Source organism: Polaribacter sejongensis, assembly GCF_038024065.1.
Lineage (GTDB): Bacteria > Bacteroidota > Bacteroidia > Flavobacteriales > Flavobacteriaceae > Polaribacter > Polaribacter sejongensis.
Map to the genome: position 1 here is coordinate 3,205,581 of NZ_CP150667.1, position 19,422 is coordinate 3,225,002.

Here is a 19,422-nt window from a genome sequence, read left to right on the forward strand (position 1 = left end):
TGTTTTTTTTTAATAATAAAAAAAGAGTAGCTATCTGACAAAATAATTAAGCATTTATAATTTAATGAAAAACATTCTTTTTATTCACCAATCAGCAGACCTATACGGGTCAGACAAGACTCTATTATATCTTTTAGAGTCTATTAAAGATGTAGCAAATGTAATAGTAGTTGTGCCTGAAGAAGGCCCTTTGACGGAGGAATTTAAAAAGTTAAACATAGAAGTTTTTATTATACCCGTAATTAAGGTTTCTAGGCAGTTATTTACAAATTTTAATGTTTTTAAGTTGCCATTTCAAATATATAAAGCCGTAAGTATTTTTAAAAAAAAATTAGGGAATAGAAAGATAGATCTTATACATTCTAACACCATTGCAGTGTTTCTAGGTGCTTTTTACAGTAAAATATATAATATTAAGCATATTTGGCACGTTCATGAAATAATTCAGCACCCAAAAATGGTGGCTAAAGCCTATCCGTTTCTTGTAGATTGGTTTTCAGATTGTGTTGTTTTTAACTCGGTAGCTTCTGCAGAACATTTATATAAAAATAAGCCTAAACTTAAAGAAAAATCTACAATAATTTATAATGGATTAGATAGAAATGTACCCATTTCATCTAAGGAAGAGCAAATGTTGTTGAGAAACTCACTTTTTAAATCCATAGATAAATCATCCATAGTAATTGGTTTGGTGGGGAGAATTAATAGACATAAAGGGCAGCAATTATTACTAAGTGTTTTTAATGAGCTCAAAAAGAACCCAGAAAACAACATTTACTTGTTGTTTGTAGGTTCTACAATTAAATCTCAACTGTTTTTGCTAGAAGAGTTAAAAGATGAGATTAAAAATAAGAATTTAGAAAACTTTGTAACTATTGTCGATTTTCAGAAAGAAATTTGGAAATTTTATGATTGTATAGATATCGTTTTGGTGCCAACTACAGACATAGAATCTTTTGGTTTGGTCGCTATAGAGGGGATGTTGTCTAAAAAACCAGTGATTGCTTCTAATCATGGAGGACTGAAAGAAATAGTTATACATAATAAAACAGGTTTACTATTTGAACCAAACAATGCCTCTGATTTAAAAAAATCAATAGAATCCTTAATTATAAATCAAAACTTGATTGAATTGTATGGAAAAGAAGGAGAAAAAAGAGCTAAGTTTGACTTTTCTTTAGAAAAATATGTAAATAATTTTAAAGCTCTATATAATTCGTTTTGACATTAACCATTAAAAAAATATGGCCAGTATTATTAGTAGTGTCTTTTGTTTTACATAGAGAAGTTACTTCTATAGAGGTAAATACAATACTACTTTTAGTACTTACTAGTTTTGTTGTTTTACTTAATAAAGGTAAAATGATAAAACGAGATTTTGACGTACTCTCCCTTTTATTATTAATAATCTGTATCGGTAGTTTTACAGCAATTTTTAATAAACCTAGCGCTTATAATTTTATTAGAGATTTACTTTACTTTACCAAACCAGTATTGTTGATTCTATTAGGTTATTTTCTTACAAGACTTATTAATGATTGGAAAGTAGTTTTTAAAGCATTAATTTATTTAGGTGTAGGGTATGCAGTTTATCATATTTTACATTTTGTAATTTTTACCAATTTTAATCATCCTCATATTATCTCACATATACGAGGTGTAAATGGTCTTTCGAATATAATTGAAGTATTTTCGATTGCTTTAATTGTTTTAGGTAATAAGTACAAAGAATATAGTATATTTTCAAAGAAAAGCACAAAATACATTTGTTTATTTTTATTGTTTACTTCTTTTACACTGTATTTTTCTAGAACTATGTTTGTAGGTTTAGTTTTGCTTGTACTGGGTGTTTTAAATTATTTAAAATTAAATAAGAAAGGATTAAAGTATTTAGGGCTATTATTGCTGGCTATAACCATATTATATACATACCTATTTACAGTGAAAATAGATAGAAAGGGAGATGGGATCGAAAATTTCTTATATAAACTTAAGATAGCTCCAAGTGAAATTTTTTCACCTAAAATAGATTTAAATAACCATGCTAGTTTATGGGATCATTGGAGGGCTTATGAGGCTCTTAGAGGGTTGCAAGGCCTTAATGAGTCTCCAGTAAGTTACGTTGGTGGTAAGGGTTTCGGTGCTTTGGTAGATTTAAAGTTTGCTGCACCCATAAGTAGTGAAGGAACTATACGATACATTCCCATATTACATAACGGATATATTTTTATACTCTATAAAACAGGTGTTATTGGATTGCTTATTTATCTGTATTTTTTATTTAGTTTGTATTTTCAAGCCTATAGAAAAACAGATCGTTTAGATACTAAAAATTTTGGAAATTTGTTGTCAGCAACATCATTATATCTTATATTTTCATCGTTAATAATTACGGGTCTTTATAACCTTCAAGAAGAAACTGCAATAATATTAGGTATCTTTTTATACCTAAAATCCAACTCAAATAGAAAAAATTAATGAAAATAGGAATTATTGGTACAAGAGGTATTCCAAACCATTATGGTGGTTTCGAGCAGTTTGCAGAACACTTGGCCACTTATTTAGTAGAAAAAGGTTGTGAAGTTTATGTTTATAATTCTTCTAATCATCCATATCAAGAACCTTTATTTAAAGGTGTACATATTATTCATTGCAATGATCCAGAAAGTAAAATGGGTACCATTGGTCAGTTTGTATACGATTTAAATTGCATTTTAGATACCAGAAAAAAAAATCTAGATATTATATTACAATTAGGCTATACAAGTAGTTCTATTTGGTCTTTACTTTTTCCAAAAAAAACTTTAATCATAACAAATATGGATGGTTTAGAATGGAAAAGAAGTAAGTATAGTTTTTTTGTAAGAAAGTTTTTAATGTATGCAGAAAGGTTAGGTGTAAAATATAGTGATTATCTTGTTTCAGATTCTGAAGGGATAAAAGAATACATAGACAATAAGTATAAAAAAGACTCTAAATTTATTGCTTACGGGAGTGAAGTAGTTTCTGATGTTGATGAAAGTATTTTAAAGAAATTTAAAGTAGAGAAATTAAAATACAACATGTTAATTGCAAGAATGGAGCCAGAGAATAATGTTGAAACGATTCTAGATGGTGTTGTTCTAAGCGAATCAAAAACTCCTTTTTTGGTTATTGGCGCTTATGATAATAATAGTTTTGGTAAAAAGTTAAAACAAAAATTTGAGGATTGTAAAGAAATTATTTTTTTAGGAAGCATCTATAATAATAGCGAATTAAATGCACTTAGATTTTTTTGTAACCTTTATTTTCATGGTCATTCTGTGGGTGGTACAAATCCCTCTTTATTAGAGGCTATGGGGTCTAGTAATTTAATTATTGCACACAATAATATCTTTAATAAAGCAGTTCTAAAAGAAGACGCTTATTACTTTTTTAATGCAGAAGATGTGAGTTTTTATTTAAAAGAAAAAAATAAACAGGATGAAAGCTTAAGAATTGAAAATAATATAAGAAAAATTAATAATGAGTATGATATTAATAAAATAAATGGCAGCTATTTTTCCTATTTTCAAGAGTGTCTTTCAAAAAATTAAAAAAACTAATCTTACCGAAATTTTACTTATTACGGTATTAGTTACAATACCTATTGTTGGTCATGCTACCAATAGTATTGCTATCATACTGTTTTTTTTATCAGCTTGCTATAAGTTTATAACAAATAAGAAACAGTTTTACTTTAACAAGATTTCTTTATTACTAATTAGTTTATATATATTATTTTTATGTTCCTTATTGTGGACTAATAATTTAGGGAATACTAAATCTGGTTTAGAACAATTTCTATCTTATTTAGTTTTACCAATTGCATTTATATTTAATTCTGATAAACAGTTTAATAAAGAAAAAGTGATCAGTATTTTTTCTTTTTCATTGGTAATCTATGCGTTGCTTTGCCTTATTGTTGGGGTTGTAAATACAAGTAAATATTCTGATATAAGTTTTTTATTTTATCATAAATTAAGTGGTGGTTTGGGTAATTTAAATGCAATTTACCTATCTGCATTTATAAGTTTAGCAATTAGTTTCTTTTTAACGAAACCAAATAAATCGAAACTTGAGTTTTTTAGTTTAATTTTCTTGAGTCTATTTCTTGTTTTGTTATCATCTAAAATGGTAATTGCAATAACTCTTATGACTTCTATTTTTTATTTCCTTAAAAAAAGAAAATTTAAAAAAATAAATTTAAAATCGGTTGTTCTATTTATTGCAGTTCTATTAATTATTATACCTGCAGCAAGTAATCTATATAGCCGTATAAAAGTAGAATTTGAGGAAACTAAAATGGAAGAAGTTTTACATAAAAAGGATTTTGGCCCTGTATATCTTTGGACAGGTTTTGGACTGCGTGTTTTTCAAACCAAAGCATTTATAGAGATTTTAAAAGAGAAAAAAAATATAGTTTTGGGTTCTGGTTTAAATAATTCTCAAGACAATTTAAACGAAAAGTACAAAGAGTATAATTTTTATCCAGGATTTTTAAATTACAATTATCACAATCAATACATGCAAATTTTTGCAGAATTGGGAGTTGTTGGTCTGTGTTTACTTTTACTAATTATACTCTTCATTTTTAAAGAGGCAATTATTTATAAAGATTATTTTTTATTATCCTTTATAATTCTAATATTAGTAGTTAGTTTTACAGAATCATTTTTGTGGAGACAAAGAGGAATGGTGTTTTTTATAACCGTTTCATTGTTGTTAACTAAAAGAGAACAATATATTAATTGAAGAAAAAAAGATCCATACTAATAAAACCATTAATAGTAGTTATAGATTTAATTTTAATTATTTCTATTATCTATTTTGTATCAGATAAAGAATATTTTAATCTTTCTTTTATATCTTATATCACTGCTTTTTGGTTATTTATATCTTACTACACTAAATATTACAATGTGTATAGGTATACCCATGTGGGGAGGTTGGTTACGCTCTTGTTATCGCAATTTTTTATATTTTCTTTAGCATACCTAAGTTATTTTAGTGTTTTTAAAGAGGGTGAAATTGTTAATAAACAATTTTTAGTTTTTGCGCTCATTTTCTGTACAGTTTCATCAACTAAATTTTTAATCTTTTATGTATTAAAAAAATACAGATCTAAAGGTAGAAATTATAGAAATATCGTTCTTTTTGGAGAACTAGGTTCTGCCAGAAAATTAGAAAATTTATTTCACCATAAAAATGATTTAGGCTATCGTTTCTTCGGTTTTTTTTCTGATAAAGTTTATAAGTCAAAAAATTATTTAGGGGCTTTAGATAAAGGTTTTAGTTATATTATTAACAATAAAATAGACGAAGTCTATTGTGATCCGTCAAAAGTGAATTCTGGTCGATTGATAGAAATAACAAAGTTTGTAGAAAAAAACGAATTAGAATTAAGAATTTTACCAGAAAATAAAGCCATTTATAGTAAAGATTTTATTTTAGAATACTTTGGTACAATTCCTATTTTAAAGCCTAAATCATTACCTTTTGAGAAAATAGAAACCCATGTTATTAAAAGAGTTTTTGATATACTATTTTCATTCGTCGTCTGTTTTTTCATGTTATCTTGGATGTTACCAATCTTATGGGTTGTTATAAAATTAGATTCTAAAGGTACTTTCTTTTTTAAGCAGAAAAGAGACGGTTTAGATGGAAAACAATTTTATTGTTATAAATTAAGGTCTATGAGAGTAAATAGCAATGCAGACAAAGTGTCGGCTTGTAAGAATGATAAAAGAATTACTAGAGTGGGAGCCTTTTTGAGAAAAACAAGTTTAGATGAATTGCCACAGTTTTTCAATGTACTTTTAGGAGATATGAGTATTGTTGGACCTAGACCTCATATTAATGTTCAAACTGAAAAGTATACAAACGAAGTAGAAAATTATTTAATTAGAAACTCTATAAAACCAGGTATTACAGGTTTAGCACAAGTTAGTGGGTATAGAGGTGAGGTAATTAAAAAATCTGACATTGATAATAGAGTACGATTAGATATTTTTTACATAGAAAACTGGTCGTTTTTTTTAGATATAAAAATAATAGCACAAACTTGTTTTAATTTTTTCATTAAAGAGGAAAAAGCATACTAGATGAAAGAAGATATAATAATAACAGGTTCAATTGTTCTTTTTAAAGAAAACTTAACAGATTTACATAAAGCCATAGAGTGCTTTTTAGCTATTCCTTTAAAAAAGAAGCTTTACCTAATAGACAACACTCCGTTAAGGTTTTTCGAGTATGTTTTTGTCAATCAACAGATAGAATATATTGCCGTAGAACAAAATATAGGTTTTGGTGCTGGTCATAATTTTATAATTGATAAAATAAAACAAACCTCTAAATTTCATTTAATTTTAAATCCTGATGTTTCTTTTAACTTAGGTGTTATTTCTAACTTAATTAAAGAATTAGAAAACAATAAAGATGTTGCAATGATTGCTCCTAAAGTATTGTTTCCAAAGGGAAAACATCAATATTCTTGTAGAAGATATCCATCTGTTTCAGAATTAATTGCTAGAAGATTTACGCTTTTAAAACCAATGTTTAGAGCTGTTATTTTTAAAGGAGAATACAGAGAAAGAGATTTAGAAATTCCTTTTTTTGCAGAATATATTACAGGCTGTTTCCAATTATACAGAACAGAAGATTTTATAGCATTAAATGGTTTTGATGAACGGTATTTCTTGTATATGGAAGATGTTGATATTTGTAAAAAAATAGATTTATTAGAGAAAAAGAAATTATATTTTCCTCAAGAAGAAATCATACATGTTTTAAAACAAGGCTCTTCTAAAAGTCTGGAATTATTTTTACGCCATACTTCATCTGCTTTTAAATATTTTCATAAATGGGGATTTTAAGTATGTAAAGTTCTTAAATAGAATTTCGTTTTCCATTAAATTGTCTTTATAATCAAAGGGGAATCCAATATTTTTAAAATATATTTGCAATAACAACAACACAACAAACAATGAATGTACTTATTTTAGGTTCTGGAGGTAGAGAACACGCTTTTGCAATTAAATTATTAGAAAGTAAAAAAATTAATAAACTTTTTGTAGCTCCAGGAAATGCCGGAACAGATAAAATAGCCACTAATATTAATATCGATGCTACAGATTTCGAAGCTGTTAAAAAGATTACATTAGAAAACGACATTAAAATGGTTGTTGTTGGCCCGGAAGTACCTTTGGTAGCTGGGGTTCACGATTTCTTTTTAGCAGACGAAGAATTGAAAAATATTCCAGTAATCGGACCTAAAAAAGACGGAGCATTATTAGAAGGATCTAAAGATTTCTCTAAACAATTCATGCAAAAACATGGCGTTCCAACAGCAAGATATCAATCTTTTACTAAGGATAATTTACAAGAAGGTTTTGCTTTCTTAGAAACCTTAGCACCACCTTTTGTATTAAAAGCAGACGGTTTAGCAGCAGGAAAAGGAGTGTTAATTTTAGACTCTTTAGAAGAAGCAAAAACCGAATTAGAAGAAATGGTTTCTAATCAAAAATTCGGAGCAGCATCTACAACTGTAGTTATCGAAGAATTTTTAAAAGGAATAGAATTATCTGTCTTTGTTTTAACAGACGGAAAAAGTTATAAAATTTTACCATCAGCAAAAGATTATAAGAGAATTGGCGAAGGTGACACAGGTTTAAATACTGGCGGAATGGGAGCAATTTCTCCCGTACCATTTGCAGATAAAGCTTTTTTAGATAAAGTAGAAGAATTGGTTGTAAAACCAACAATTGCAGGTTTACAAAAGGACGGAATTGATTACAGAGGTTTTATCTTTATCGGTTTAATGAACGACAACGGCAACCCTTCTGTGGTTGAGTATAACGTAAGAATGGGAGACCCAGAAACGGAAGTTGTTTTACCAAGAATCGAGTCAGATTTATTTGAGTTGTTCGAAGGAGTTGCAAACCAAAATTTAAGCGAAAAATCGTTTTCTGTAACCGATAAAACGGCAACAACGGTAATGTTAGTTTCTGGCGGATATCCAGAAGCGTATGAGAAAAATAAAGAAATTACAGGTTTCGATACCGTAGAAGATTCTTTCGTTTTTCATGCCGGAACTATCATTAAAGATGGCAAAGTTGTTACAAGCGGAGGTAGAGTTATCGCGGTAACCTCTTTTGGCGACACCATTGAAGAGGCTTTAGAAAAGAGTTATAAAAGTATAGATAAGATTCATTTCGATAAAATGAATTACAGAAAAGACATTGGTTTCGATTTAGTGTAGCACTGTTTTATTTGGGCGCCTGCCTGCCGCAGGCAGGTTTTAACAGGCTTGAAATTTATCTTGAGCGAAGTCGAAAGGTTATATCTTTTTTCAGAAAAAGAAAAAAAGGATGCCGTTTCAATCCTTAACGCACTTGTTTAAAATCAACTGTTTTATTCGAGTTTTTTAGTGATGATTAACAAATGAAAGCTACCCAAAATAAAATAATAATTGCACCATTAAATTGGGGGTTAGGTCATGCTTCTCGTTGTGTGCCCATTATTAAGGCATTATTAGAAAACAATTTTACACCCATTATTGCATCAGACGGAAATGCTTTAATCTTTTTAAGAAAAGAGTTTCCTAACTTAGAATATTTAGAAATCCCAGCTTATAACATTTCTTACCATAGAAATTTAAAGTTGGGATTACTTTTGCAAATTCCTAAAGTTTTAAAAGCAGTTAGAGAAGAGCGTAAAATTATCAATGATTTTATACTTAAAAATACAGACGTTGTTGGTATAATTTCGGACAATAGATTCGGAGTAAGAAGCTCGTTGGTTCCTTCGGTTTACATTACCCATCAAGTAAATGTTTTGTCTGGCAGTACCACTTTTTTCACCTCTTATTTTCATCAACAAATAATAAAAAAGTTTGATGAATGTTGGATTCCTGATAATGAAAATTCTGAGTTTTCAGGAAAACTATCATCAACCAAAAAAAATCTGAACACAAAATTTATTGGAGTTTTAAGTCGTTTTAAAAAACAAGAATTAACTCAAAATACAGACGTTTTAATCATTCTTTCTGGTATTGAGTCTAACAGGGTGTTTTTAGAGAATAAATTGATCTCAGCCTTTAAAAACGACACTAGAAACATTGTTTTTGTTTTAGGTAAAATAGAGCCCGCCCAAAAAAGTTGGAAAAAGGAAAATATTACTTACTATAATTATGTATTATCAGAAGAACTTCAAAATTTAATCAATTCTAGTAAGATTATTATTTGCAGATCTGGTTATTCCTCTATAATGGATTTAGCTGTTTTAGATAAAAAAGTGTTTTTTATTCCTACCGAACATCAAGATGAACAAGAATATTTAGCTTCGTTTTTAGAAACTAAAAAATTAGCTCCATTTTCTAAAATGAAAGATTTTGTAAAAGAAGATATTTCTAAAATAGAAAATTATAAAGGTTTAAAAACTACTGAAACAAAATTAGATTCCGATTTATTTAGGCTTTTCGAGCGTAAAAGAAAACTCTGATCCTTCTCCGTAAGTACTCTTTAATAAAATGGTTTCGTTGTGTGCCTCTATAATGTGTTTTACAATAGATAAACCTAAACCAGAACCGCCTTGTTCTCTAGATCTACTTTGGTCTACTCGGTAGAATCTTTCAAAAAGTCTAGAAAGATGTTGTGGTTTAATTCCTTCTCCATTATCTATAGTTTTAACAATAAACTTAGCTTCATTATAACTTTCTATAGCAACAATAGTAGTCCCGTTTGGTTTACCGTATTTAATAGAGTTTACAATTAGGTTGATTAAAACTTGTTCAATTTTTTCTGCATCTCCTTTTACAAATACAGGAAATTCATGAATTCTATCAAATTTTAAGGTAATGTTTCTTTTCTTGGCTCTCATTTCAAACATGTCAAAAACATTTTGCACCAATTCTAAAATGTTAAAGACATCCTTATTTAGTTTCATGCCATCATTCTCTAATTTAGCAATCATGTCTAAATCTTTAATAACGGCAACCAATCTTTCTACTCCTTTATTAGCTCTTTCTAAGTATTTTGTTCTAATTTCTTTGTCGTTTACAGCTCCTTCAATTAAGGTTAAGATATAGCCTTGTACTGTAAATAAAGGAGTTTTAAGTTCGTGTGCAACATTTCCTAAAAAATCTCTTCTAAAAGAATCTCTTTCAGTTAAGCTTTTTATTTCTAGTCTTTTACCTTCTACGAATCTTTGCATTCTTTTAGAAAGTTTATCAATATCTGTAGTTACAGAGTCTCTTCGTAAATCGTTTACGTCTAAGATAGAAACATCTTCATATATTTTTTTAAGACGTCTGTATATAAAGTGTTCTGTTCTATACTGAATGATAAAAAAGGAAATTACAAAAAGAATTGCAATAGAAAAAAGGACAGAACCAATACCAATATGCTTAGAAAAAAAACAATAGGATAATGCTGCGATTACAACTGTAAGCAGTGTTAAATATAAGGCAGACCAAAGTGCGTAAGAGTATGTTTTTTTAATTTTCATTAGGGCAATTTTAATGCTCTGCGCCTTCTAAAACAAACTTATAGCCAACTCCTTTTACGGTTTTAAAGTGGTCATCACCAATTTTTTCACGTAGTTTTCTAATGTGTACGTCAATAGTTCTACCACCTACAACAACTTCGTTTCCCCAAACAGTGTCTAAAATAACTTCTCTTTTAAAAACTTTACCAGGTTTAGAAGTTAATAAAGAAAATAATTCGAATTCTTTTCTAGGCAGCGATATTCTTTTACCAGCTTTATAAACTACATATTCATCTCTATCAATAACAATATCACCAATTTTAAAAGTTTCTTCGCTATCTTTTTTGGTTTTTAGTCTTCGTAAAAGAGATTTTACTTTACTTATTAAAACTTTAGGTTTAATAGGTTTTGTAATATAATCATCTGCACCAGCCTCAAAACCAGCTAATTGAGAGTAGTCTTCACCTCTTGCTGTTAAAAATGCAATAACAACGTTTTCTAGTGATTTTACTTTTCTAATTTTTTCGCAAGCTTCTATTCCGTCCATTTCTGGCATCATTATATCTAATAATATTAGATGAGGAATATTCTTTTTAGCAGCTTTAACAGCTTCTACTCCATTTGTTGCAGTAAATATCTGATAGCCTTCATTTTTTAAATTATAACCTACAATTTCTATAATATCTGGCTCATCGTCAACCAATAAAATCTTAATATCACTTTTGTTCATAAATAGATTTAAAACTATGCAACATCAAAAATAGGAATAAATATATTATTAAAAGGATTCCTTAACAATCATTTAATCTGAATGAAGTCTATATAACGTTAATCTAACATTAAGATAATATTTTGATTAAAATTTAGTGTTTTTTAGTTTTTGTTAGCTTAACAGTAATTTAATTAGTAATAATGTGTTATTAATTCAGTTATGTGTATTTTTACTTATATAATATAAAACATTTACAATATGAAAAAAAATTACATTTTTACTTTATTAATTACACTTTGTTTAACTGGTTATTCTTTTGGACAAGAAATGTTGTTAAACGGAGGTTTAGAAGATTGGGATGATGATTCGTCTCCAACAAGTTGGACAAAAGCTGAGAATTTAACAAAAGAAGCTACGGAGATGCATGGAGGTTCTTTTTCTGCTAAAAGAGATTTGCAAAGCAAAACGAAAGATTTAGGTCAAACAATTACAGGGATTGTTCCTGGTGAAAGCTATACAGTAAGTTTTTGGTATAAAGTTACTGCTGGTGATGATTCTGATGCAAGAATTTGGTGTACTTGGAAAAATGGTGCTACAACGGTTTATCATACAGGGACTAGTAGTAATGCTTCAACAGATGTATTAAGAGGGCCAGAAAATGGTTATTTAGATAATAATGGTGGTGTTTGGTCTAAACATGAAGTTACGGTTACAGCTCCTGCAGATGTAGATGGTTTTTATTACGAAGTGAGATCTTATAAAAACTCTGTAACTTATTGGGATGATTTATCATTTGTAAAAAACGCTACAGCATCAGTAAAAAACAATGCTATAGAAGGTTTTACAACATATCCAAACCCTATTACTAATAACAAGTTTACGGTTGCTACTTCTTCTAATTCATCTAAAAGTGTAACCATCTTTAATTTATTAGGAAAACAAGTTTTTAAAACAAACTTCTCTGGTGAAAAGAAAGATTTAGATGTTTCAGAAATTAATTCTGGAGTGTATATTTTAAAAGTTACAGAATCTGGTAAAACGACTACTAAGAAATTAGTGATTAGGTAATTACTAACTACGTTTATTTTTATAAAGCTCCGAATTTTATTCGGAGTTTTTTTATTTTCACTATCTTTAGTAATGAAAAAGAAAAACGTATTGTTATGAATTTACCTATCAACTTAAATGATGTCCTTTTTTTAGATATTGAAACTGTTCCTGAATATGAAGATTGGGGGCAACTTGCTAAAGAAACACAAGCGTTGTATAATAAGAAAACGGAATATCAGCGTAAAGAAGATGTTACAGTCGAAGAGTTTTATGAAAGAGCTGGTATTTGGGCTGAATTTGGCAAGATTGTTTGTATTTCTGTAGGTTACTTGGCGGATGTAGAAAACAAAAAACAATTGCGTTTAACTTCTTTTTTTGGTGATGATGAACATCAACTTTTAACGGAGTTTAAGAAGTTGCTAAACTTACATTTTAATAAGAAAACCAATGTATTATGTGCGCATAATGGTAAAGAATTTGATTTTCCGTTTATAGCCAGAAGGATGATTGTACATCAAATAGAATTGCCAAATAAATTAAATTTGTTTGGTAAAAAGCCATGGGAAGTTCCGCATTTAGACACTTTAGAATTGTGGAAGTTTGGAGACTATAAACATTATACTTCTTTAAAATTATTAACGTCTATTTTAGGAATTCCTTCACCAAAAGATGATATTGATGGGAGCGAAGTGGCAAAAGTGTATTATCAAGAAAAAGACATACAAAGAATTGTAACCTATTGTGAAAAGGATACGATTGCAGTTGCTCAAGTTTTATTGCGCTTTAACAACCAAGCATTGTTAAGCGCAGAAGATATTGTGAGTGTCTAGCTGTTTTACATATAGATTCATAGTGAAAATCAGAGGGTCAAAAATAAAATTCCCAAAGAAAATTTGTTTATTTTTCTCTGGGAATCTTTAAGTTTTTTTTAGTGAATCTCTGTGCAACAATTTTTAGTCTTCTAATTTCATAGAAAGCTCTAACCAGCGCTCTTCTTTTTGCTCTAAATTAGCGATTGTTTCTTGTAGTTCTTCAGATTTTTTAGCAATATCATCAGGCGCAATTTCTACATTTAAAAATTCTGCCTCTATCGTTGCTTTTCTTCTTTGAAGTCTTTCAATATCTCCTTCTAAAGCACCAAACTCTCTTTTTTCATCAAAAGTTAAGGTGTTTTTATTTGATTTTTTAACCTCTTTTTTCTCTTCCTTGTTTCCTATAGGTTTTGCAACAACTTCCGTTAATGCAGAACCATCATCGTATGCTCTAAAATCTGAGTAATTTCCAGGGAAATTCTCTACAACACCTTCGCCTCTAAAAACAAATAATGCATCTACAATTTTATCCATAAAATAACGGTCGTGAGAAACAACAATTAAATTACCAGGAAAATCTAATAAGAAACTTTCTAGTACATTTAATGTTACCACATCTAAATCGTTTGTTGGCTCATCTAGGATTAAAAAGTTAGGATTCTGAATTAAAACGGCACATAAGTACAAACGTTTTTGTTCTCCTCCAGATAATCTTTCTACAAAATCGTATTGTTTCTTTTTATCGAATAAAAATCGTTCTAATAATTGTGATGCAGAAATTTTTCTTCCTTTTGTTAAAGGAATAAATTCTCCAAATTCTTTAACAACATCAATTACTTTCTGACCTTCTTTAATATTAATTCCCGTTTGTGTGTAATACCCATATTTTACAGTTTCACCTAAAATAACTTTACCAGCATCTAAAGGAGCCGTTTCTGTAATAATATTTAAGAAAGAAGATTTACCTGTTCCGTTTTTACCAATAATACCAATACGTTCTCCACGTTTAAAAACGTAATCGAAGTTTTCTAAAATCTTCTTTTCACCAAAAGACTTAGACACTTTATGAAGTTCAAGAATTTTACTTCCTAAACGTTCCATGTTTATTTCTAATTGAACTTGATGATCTTGTCTACGTTGATGTGCTTTTTCTTTAATTTGATAAAAGTCATCTGTTCTAGATTTCGATTTTGTAGTTCTTGCTTTTGGTTGCTTGCGCATCCATTCTAATTCCTTTTTAAATAAACTTTTAGCTTTTCCTAAATTGGTTGCTTCTAAAGCTAAACGTTCTTCTTTATTCTGTAAATAATAAGAGTAATTCCCTTTGTATTTATATATTTTACCTTCGTCTAATTCTAAGATTTCGTTACAAACACGTTCTAAGAAATAACGGTCGTGCGTAACCATAAATAAGGTAATTTTTTCTTTTGCAAAGAAAGCTTCTAACCATTCTATCATTTCTAAATCTAAATGATTTGTAGGCTCATCTAAAATTAATAAATCTGGTTTATTAATTAAAACGATTGCTAAAGAAAGCCTTTTTCTTTGTCCACCAGAAAGTGCACCAACTTTTAAAGATAAATCGTCTAACTTTAATTTTGATAAAATTTGTCTGTATTGCGTTTCAAAATCCCAAGCATTGTATTGCTCCATTTGCTCAAAAGCAGTTTGGTATGCATCGGTATCGTCTAGGTTTAATAATGCTTTTTCGTATTGATTAACAATAGAAAGAATTTTATTATCCGTAGCAAAGATGGTTTCTTCTATGGTTAAATCTGGATTAATATCATCTTTTTGAGCCAAATAAGCAATAGAAATACCTTTTCTACTAACCACTTGGCCAGAATCTGGAACATCTAAGCCAGCTATAATATTTAGGATGGATGTTTTTCCACTTCCATTTTTTGCAACAAAAGCAACTTTTTGGTCTTTACTAATTCCAAAAGAGATGTCTTCAAATAAAACGCGTTCTCCGTAAGACTTAGAGATATTTTCAACAGATAAATAATTCACAGAAATAAATTTATTTTTTGCAAAGAAACAAAAAACCAAAGCGTTAACTTGGGTTTTTAATGGCATTTAATTATTTAGATAGATTTCTTTAACAATTTTATGTAAAATAAACCTTTTTTTTAATGATTTAAGCTGGTTTTAAACTACTTAATACAAAGCTATTTCATTGAAATCTAATTTTTAGGATTTCTTAATTAGTGCTATATTGCGGTCATATTTATTAATAAAATTGAAATATGAAAATTATAGTACCAATGGCCGGAATTGGGTCTCGTTTAAGACCTCATACATTAACGGTTCCTAAACCTTTAACTGTAATTGCAGGAAAACCAATTGTACAACGTTTAGTAGAAGATATTGCTTCTGTTATTGATGAAAAAATTGATGAAATTGCCTTTGTTATCGGTACAACAGCCAAAGGGTTTCCTACAGATACAGAAGCGCAATTATTAAAAATTGCTGCCGAGTTAGGGGCTAAAGGATCTGTTTATGTGCAAGAAGAAGCGTTGGGGACTGCACATGCAATTTATTGTGCCAAAGAATCTTTAAGCGGACCTTGTGTTGTTGCGTATGCAGATACTTTATTTAAGGCAGATTTTACGTTAGATGTAAATGCTGATGGTGCAATTTGGGTAAGTAAAGTAGCAAATCCAAGTGCTTTTGGTGTTGTTAAATTACAAGACGGTGTTATTACAGACTTTATTGAAAAGCCAAAAGATTTTGTTTCTGATTTAGCAATTATCGGAATTTATTATTTTAAAAGTGGCGATAAATTATTAGAAGAAATTCAATATTTAATCGACAACGATTTAAAAGAAAACGGAGAATATCAACTTACCAATGTTTTAGAATCTTTAAAACAACAAGGAGCTAAGTTTGTACCAGGTACCGTTAGTGCTTGGATGGATTGTGGTAAAAAAGACCCAACGGTAGATACTAATAAACAAACGTTAGATTTTGAATATAAAGCGGGTAATAATTTAGTTTCTGAAGATGTAGTTTTAGAAAACTCAGAAATTATTCAACCTTGTTTTATTGGTGAGAATGTGGTGCTTAAAAATACTAAAATTGGACCTTATGTTTCTATTGGTGCAAATAGTGTAGTAGAAAACTCTACGATTGTAAACTCGCTAATTCAATCTAATGTAGCAATTTCTAATGCAGATTTAGACAATGCAATGATTGGTAACCATGCAAAATATAATGGTAAATATACTTCTGTAAGCATCGGTGATTATACAGAATTAACATAAATGAAAAATAAAGGAAAGATAAAAGAGTTTAGGGAAAAGAACATTACTGGTTTTTATATCAATGTTCTTTTTCCTTTCTTCTTTGTTCTCTTTTCTTTCAACTCTTTTTCACAAGATAGTATACCAATTGCTAAAGATTTAACGGAAGAAAAAGAGTTAGATTTTCAGCAATTTTTTTTTAAGGCTTTGTCAGAGAAGTCAATTGGTAATTATCAAAAAGCGATTGAGAATTTAGAAAATAGTAACCAGATTTTAGCAGATAATATGGCTGTTTATTTTGAGTTTTCTAAAAATTATTTATTGCTTAATAAAACATTATTGGCAAAAGAATACATTAAAAGAGCACTTAGTAATGAGCCTAATAATATTTGGATGTTACAGCATCTTGTTAAAATCCATATAAAAGATAAAAACTTTTCTGAAGCAATTGAGGTTCAGGAAAAACTGGTAACTCTCAATTTAAACGAGCAAGAGTTACTGGTAAAGTTGTATTTAAATAATAAAGAAGAAGACAAAGCAATTTCTTTAATGAATACAATGGAGCAAAACAACGGACTTCCTGCCTCTTTTAAAAGGTTGAAAGAAGGCTTAGCTAAAAGTAATAATAATTCAATCATTGAAGAAAAAATAACTGACGGTGGTTCTCTTGAAAAGCAATTTAAGGCGAATAAATCATATGCTGTTTTACAGCAAATTTTAGTAGCGGCTAAAGAGAATCCTGAAGTGCTTTTAAAATATTCTGATGAAGGTATTTTACTGTTTCCTGCGCAGCCTTTTGTATATTTAATGAAAGGAAAGGCATTAAATTATCAGAAAAAGTTTAAAAATGCGTTAATAAGTTTACAGAATGGTATCGATTTTGTAATTGAGGATGCTATGGAAGCGGATTTTTACAGAGAAATGGCAGTTTCTTATAAAGGTTTAGGTAATTTTATAGAAGAAAAAAAGTTTATTGAGAAATCAAAAAAAATAAAAGAATAAGAATGAAGTTTTTAAAATATTTTGTGGTTTTTGCAGTGGTTTTTACTTCTTGTAAGACAAAAAAGGATTTGATAAATGCAAATAGTATTGCCGAGAAAATGTCTGCAAAAAAGGTTGCAAGAAAACATATTGCTGCTAATTTTGATAAACAAACGGTAGATGCAAAACTAAAAGCAAATTTTAATAACGGTAAGATTAATCAAAGTATTTCCGTTAGTTTAAAAATGGAAAAAGATCAGGTGATTTGGTTGAAAGGTACTAAGTTTATTACGCTTTTTAAAGCAAAGATTACTCCAACTTCTGTCAGTTATTATTCGTCTTTAAAAAGAGAGTATTTTGAAGGAGATTTTACAATGCTAAAAAAGTTGTTGGGTACAGATATTAATTTTAATCAACTTCAAAATTTGTTTTTAGGGCAGTCTTTAACCAATGTTAAAGATCAAAAGCAAAATGTAAGCATTATAGATAATTCGTATGTTTTATCACCCGAAATTCAAGAGAGTTTATTCGATGTTTTCTTTTCTGTAAATCCTTCTCATTTTAAATTAGACAAACAATCTATTGTTAATTCAGCAAAAAATCAACGTTTAGATGTCTTTTATCCGTCTTATAACGTGGTTGATGATGCAATTTTTCCATCAGAAATTAACATTAAAGCAAAACAACCTGGTAAATTTACAGATATAGATTTTACAGTAAGATCTATAGAGTTTAATACAGATATAGATACTTCTTTTTCAATTCCTAGAAGTTATAAGCAAATTAAATTATAGTGAAAAGTAGAAAATTTTACATACCCGTTTTAATTTTTTTTCTAAGTGTTTTTTCTGTTTTTGGACAAACAAGAAAACAGCTAGAAGAGCAGCGAAAGAAGCTTAATTATGAAATTAAGCAAGTAAACTCGTTGCTTTTTAAAGAAAAGAAAAAAGTAGATAATGCGTTAGAAGACCTAAATGATTTAAATAGAAAAATAAGTGTTAGGGCTAAATTGATTGCTATAATTAACGCAGAAGCAAGAATTTTATCAAAAGAGATTCGTGCTAATGAAACTGAGTTAAAAAAATTAAAAAAGAAGTTAGCAGATTTAAAAGCAGATTACGCAGATATTATTTTAAAATCGTACAAAAGTAAATCTCAACAAAGTAGAATGATGTTTTTACTTTCTTCGCAAAACTTTCATCAAGCTTATAAAAGGTTTGAGTATATGAAACAGTATACTGCTTATAGAAAAAAGCAAGGAGAAGAAATTGTTATTCATGCAAATGAAGTATTAGCTGTAAATGACTCTTTATTGGTTCAAAAATCCTTAAAAGACAAGTTAATAGCCTCTGAGAATGAACAAAAAAAGGAAATTGAAGAAGATAAAAGGAATCAAGAGAAATTATTAGCTGCTATTAAGAAGAAAGAAAGTAGTTACAAAAAAGAACTTCAAAGTAAGGTTAAAGAAGAGAAAAGAGTTACTGTACAAATTGATAGAAAAATCCGTGAAGAAATAGAACGAGCAAATAGAATTGCAAGAGCGAAACTAAAGGATAAACCTAGTAATAGTAAACCAACTGTTGTTAAGAAAAATGAGTTTATTTTAAGTCCCGAAGCAAAGGCTTTAGCGGCAAAATTTGAATTAAATAAAGGTAAATTACCTTGGCCTGTAAGTGAAGGTATTGTGGTTAGAAGGTTTGGTACACAGCCGCATCCCTCATTTCCTGGAATTACTGTTAATGGTACCGGTTTACATATTGTAACTAAACAAGGTATAAAAGCGCAATCTATTTTTAATGGTAGAGTTTTAAATATTTTGGTGAGTGCAGAAGGAAGAAAAAATGTTCTAATTCAACATGGTAATTATATTTCATCATACAACAACTTAGAAAAAGTTACTGTTAAAAAAGGAGAGGTTGTAATAACGGGACAAGCAATTGGTCAGGTTTTTACAGATAAAGTTTCTAAAAAAACAAAATTAGTCTTTGTATTGTTTAAAAATACAACACGTTTAAATCCTTCTTCTTGGATTCTAAGAAGATAATTACTTAAGATAGTATTTGCGTTAAAATAGAATTTGATACCACACATAAGAACGCTGGTATATAATTAAGTTTGT

17 protein-coding genes are annotated in these 19,422 nt (G+C 29.0%); 14 read left to right on the forward strand and 3 right to left on the reverse strand.

Annotation, left to right across the window (positions count from 1 at the left end):
- Window positions 1-64: 64 nt before the first annotated feature.
- From WHD08_RS13305 to WHD08_RS13340, 8 genes are all read left to right on the forward strand, one after another.
- On the forward strand, window positions 65-1,225 hold the full coding sequence (locus tag WHD08_RS13305; RefSeq protein ID WP_208890493.1) for a glycosyltransferase family 4 protein: 1,161 nt from the start codon (window positions 65-67) through the stop codon (window positions 1,223-1,225).
- Complete coding sequence (locus tag WHD08_RS13310) at window positions 1,222-2,478, forward strand: O-antigen ligase family protein (RefSeq protein WP_208890492.1); 1,257 nt, start codon at window positions 1,222-1,224, stop codon at window positions 2,476-2,478. The genes WHD08_RS13305 and WHD08_RS13310 overlap by 4 nt, the downstream gene beginning before the upstream one ends.
- Window positions 2,478-3,575, forward strand: a complete 1,098-nt coding sequence (locus WHD08_RS13315; RefSeq protein WP_208890491.1) for a DUF1972 domain-containing protein — start codon at window positions 2,478-2,480, stop codon at window positions 3,573-3,575. The genes WHD08_RS13310 and WHD08_RS13315 overlap by 1 nt, the downstream gene beginning before the upstream one ends.
- A gap of 199 nt (window positions 3,576-3,774) precedes the next feature.
- Window positions 3,775-4,773 carry an O-antigen ligase family protein gene (locus WHD08_RS13320; RefSeq protein WP_208890490.1) on the forward strand — a complete coding sequence of 333 codons (999 nt, stop codon included), beginning with the start codon at window positions 3,775-3,777 and terminating at the stop codon, window positions 4,771-4,773.
- Window positions 4,770-6,122 carry an exopolysaccharide biosynthesis polyprenyl glycosylphosphotransferase gene (locus WHD08_RS13325; RefSeq protein ID WP_208890489.1) on the forward strand — a complete coding sequence of 451 codons (1,353 nt, stop codon included), beginning with the start codon at window positions 4,770-4,772 and terminating at the stop codon, window positions 6,120-6,122. The genes WHD08_RS13320 and WHD08_RS13325 overlap by 4 nt, the downstream gene beginning before the upstream one ends.
- The gene (locus WHD08_RS13330) at window positions 6,123-6,893 is read left to right on the forward strand and encodes a glycosyl transferase family 2 (protein WP_208890488.1); all 771 of its coding nucleotides are present in this window, start codon (window positions 6,123-6,125) and stop codon (window positions 6,891-6,893) included.
- A 110-nt stretch (window positions 6,894-7,003) separates the two neighbouring features.
- A complete protein-coding gene (purD, locus tag WHD08_RS13335) occupies window positions 7,004-8,278 on the forward strand; it encodes a phosphoribosylamine--glycine ligase (RefSeq protein WP_208890487.1) in 1,275 nt (424 codons plus the stop codon).
- 182 nt (window positions 8,279-8,460) lie between these two features.
- On the forward strand, window positions 8,461-9,519 hold the full coding sequence (locus WHD08_RS13340; RefSeq protein ID WP_208890486.1) for a glycosyltransferase: 1,059 nt from the start codon (window positions 8,461-8,463) through the stop codon (window positions 9,517-9,519).
- Here WHD08_RS13340 and WHD08_RS13345 read toward each other — a convergent pair.
- Both WHD08_RS13345 and WHD08_RS13350 read right to left on the reverse strand, forming a co-directional pair.
- On the reverse strand, window positions 9,484-10,524 hold the full coding sequence (locus WHD08_RS13345; protein WP_165731746.1) for a sensor histidine kinase: 1,041 nt from the start codon (window positions 10,522-10,524) through the stop codon (window positions 9,484-9,486). The genes WHD08_RS13340 and WHD08_RS13345 overlap by 36 nt on opposite strands.
- Before the next feature lie 10 nt (window positions 10,525-10,534).
- Complete coding sequence (locus WHD08_RS13350) at window positions 10,535-11,233, reverse strand: response regulator transcription factor (RefSeq protein ID WP_165731747.1); 699 nt, start codon at window positions 11,231-11,233, stop codon at window positions 10,535-10,537.
- A gap of 240 nt (window positions 11,234-11,473) precedes the next feature.
- Here WHD08_RS13350 and WHD08_RS13355 point away from each other — a divergent pair, with 240 nt between their 5' ends.
- Window positions 11,474-12,283: a T9SS type A sorting domain-containing protein gene (locus WHD08_RS13355; protein WP_208890485.1), complete on the forward strand. Its 810-nt coding sequence runs from the start codon at window positions 11,474-11,476 to the stop codon at window positions 12,281-12,283.
- A gap of 95 nt (window positions 12,284-12,378) precedes the next feature.
- Window positions 12,379-13,095 carry a 3'-5' exonuclease gene (locus WHD08_RS13360; RefSeq protein WP_208890484.1) on the forward strand — a complete coding sequence of 239 codons (717 nt, stop codon included), beginning with the start codon at window positions 12,379-12,381 and terminating at the stop codon, window positions 13,093-13,095.
- 123 nt (window positions 13,096-13,218) lie between these two features.
- Here WHD08_RS13360 and WHD08_RS13365 read toward each other — a convergent pair whose 3' ends face one another.
- Entirely contained in the window at window positions 13,219-15,090 is a 1,872-nt protein-coding gene (locus WHD08_RS13365) for an ABC-F family ATP-binding cassette domain-containing protein (RefSeq protein WP_208891183.1), read from the reverse strand.
- 236 nt (window positions 15,091-15,326) lie between these two features.
- Between WHD08_RS13365 and WHD08_RS13370 the strand changes: the two genes are divergently transcribed.
- Genes WHD08_RS13370 through WHD08_RS13385 form a run of 4 tightly spaced genes read left to right on the forward strand, consistent with a single transcriptional unit; the run spans window position 15,327 to window position 19,347 of the window.
- Window positions 15,327-16,343, forward strand: a complete 1,017-nt coding sequence (locus WHD08_RS13370; protein WP_208890483.1) for a sugar phosphate nucleotidyltransferase — start codon at window positions 15,327-15,329, stop codon at window positions 16,341-16,343.
- Complete coding sequence (locus tag WHD08_RS13375) at window positions 16,344-17,324, forward strand: tetratricopeptide repeat protein (protein WP_208890482.1); 981 nt, start codon at window positions 16,344-16,346, stop codon at window positions 17,322-17,324.
- Between the two features lie 2 nt (window positions 17,325-17,326).
- Window positions 17,327-18,097, forward strand: a complete 771-nt coding sequence (locus WHD08_RS13380) for a DUF4292 domain-containing protein (protein ID WP_208890481.1) — start codon at window positions 17,327-17,329, stop codon at window positions 18,095-18,097.
- Complete coding sequence (locus WHD08_RS13385; RefSeq protein ID WP_165731754.1) at window positions 18,097-19,347, forward strand: murein hydrolase activator EnvC family protein; 1,251 nt, start codon at window positions 18,097-18,099, stop codon at window positions 19,345-19,347. The genes WHD08_RS13380 and WHD08_RS13385 overlap by 1 nt, the downstream gene beginning before the upstream one ends.
- Window positions 19,348-19,422: the final 75 nt, after the last annotated feature.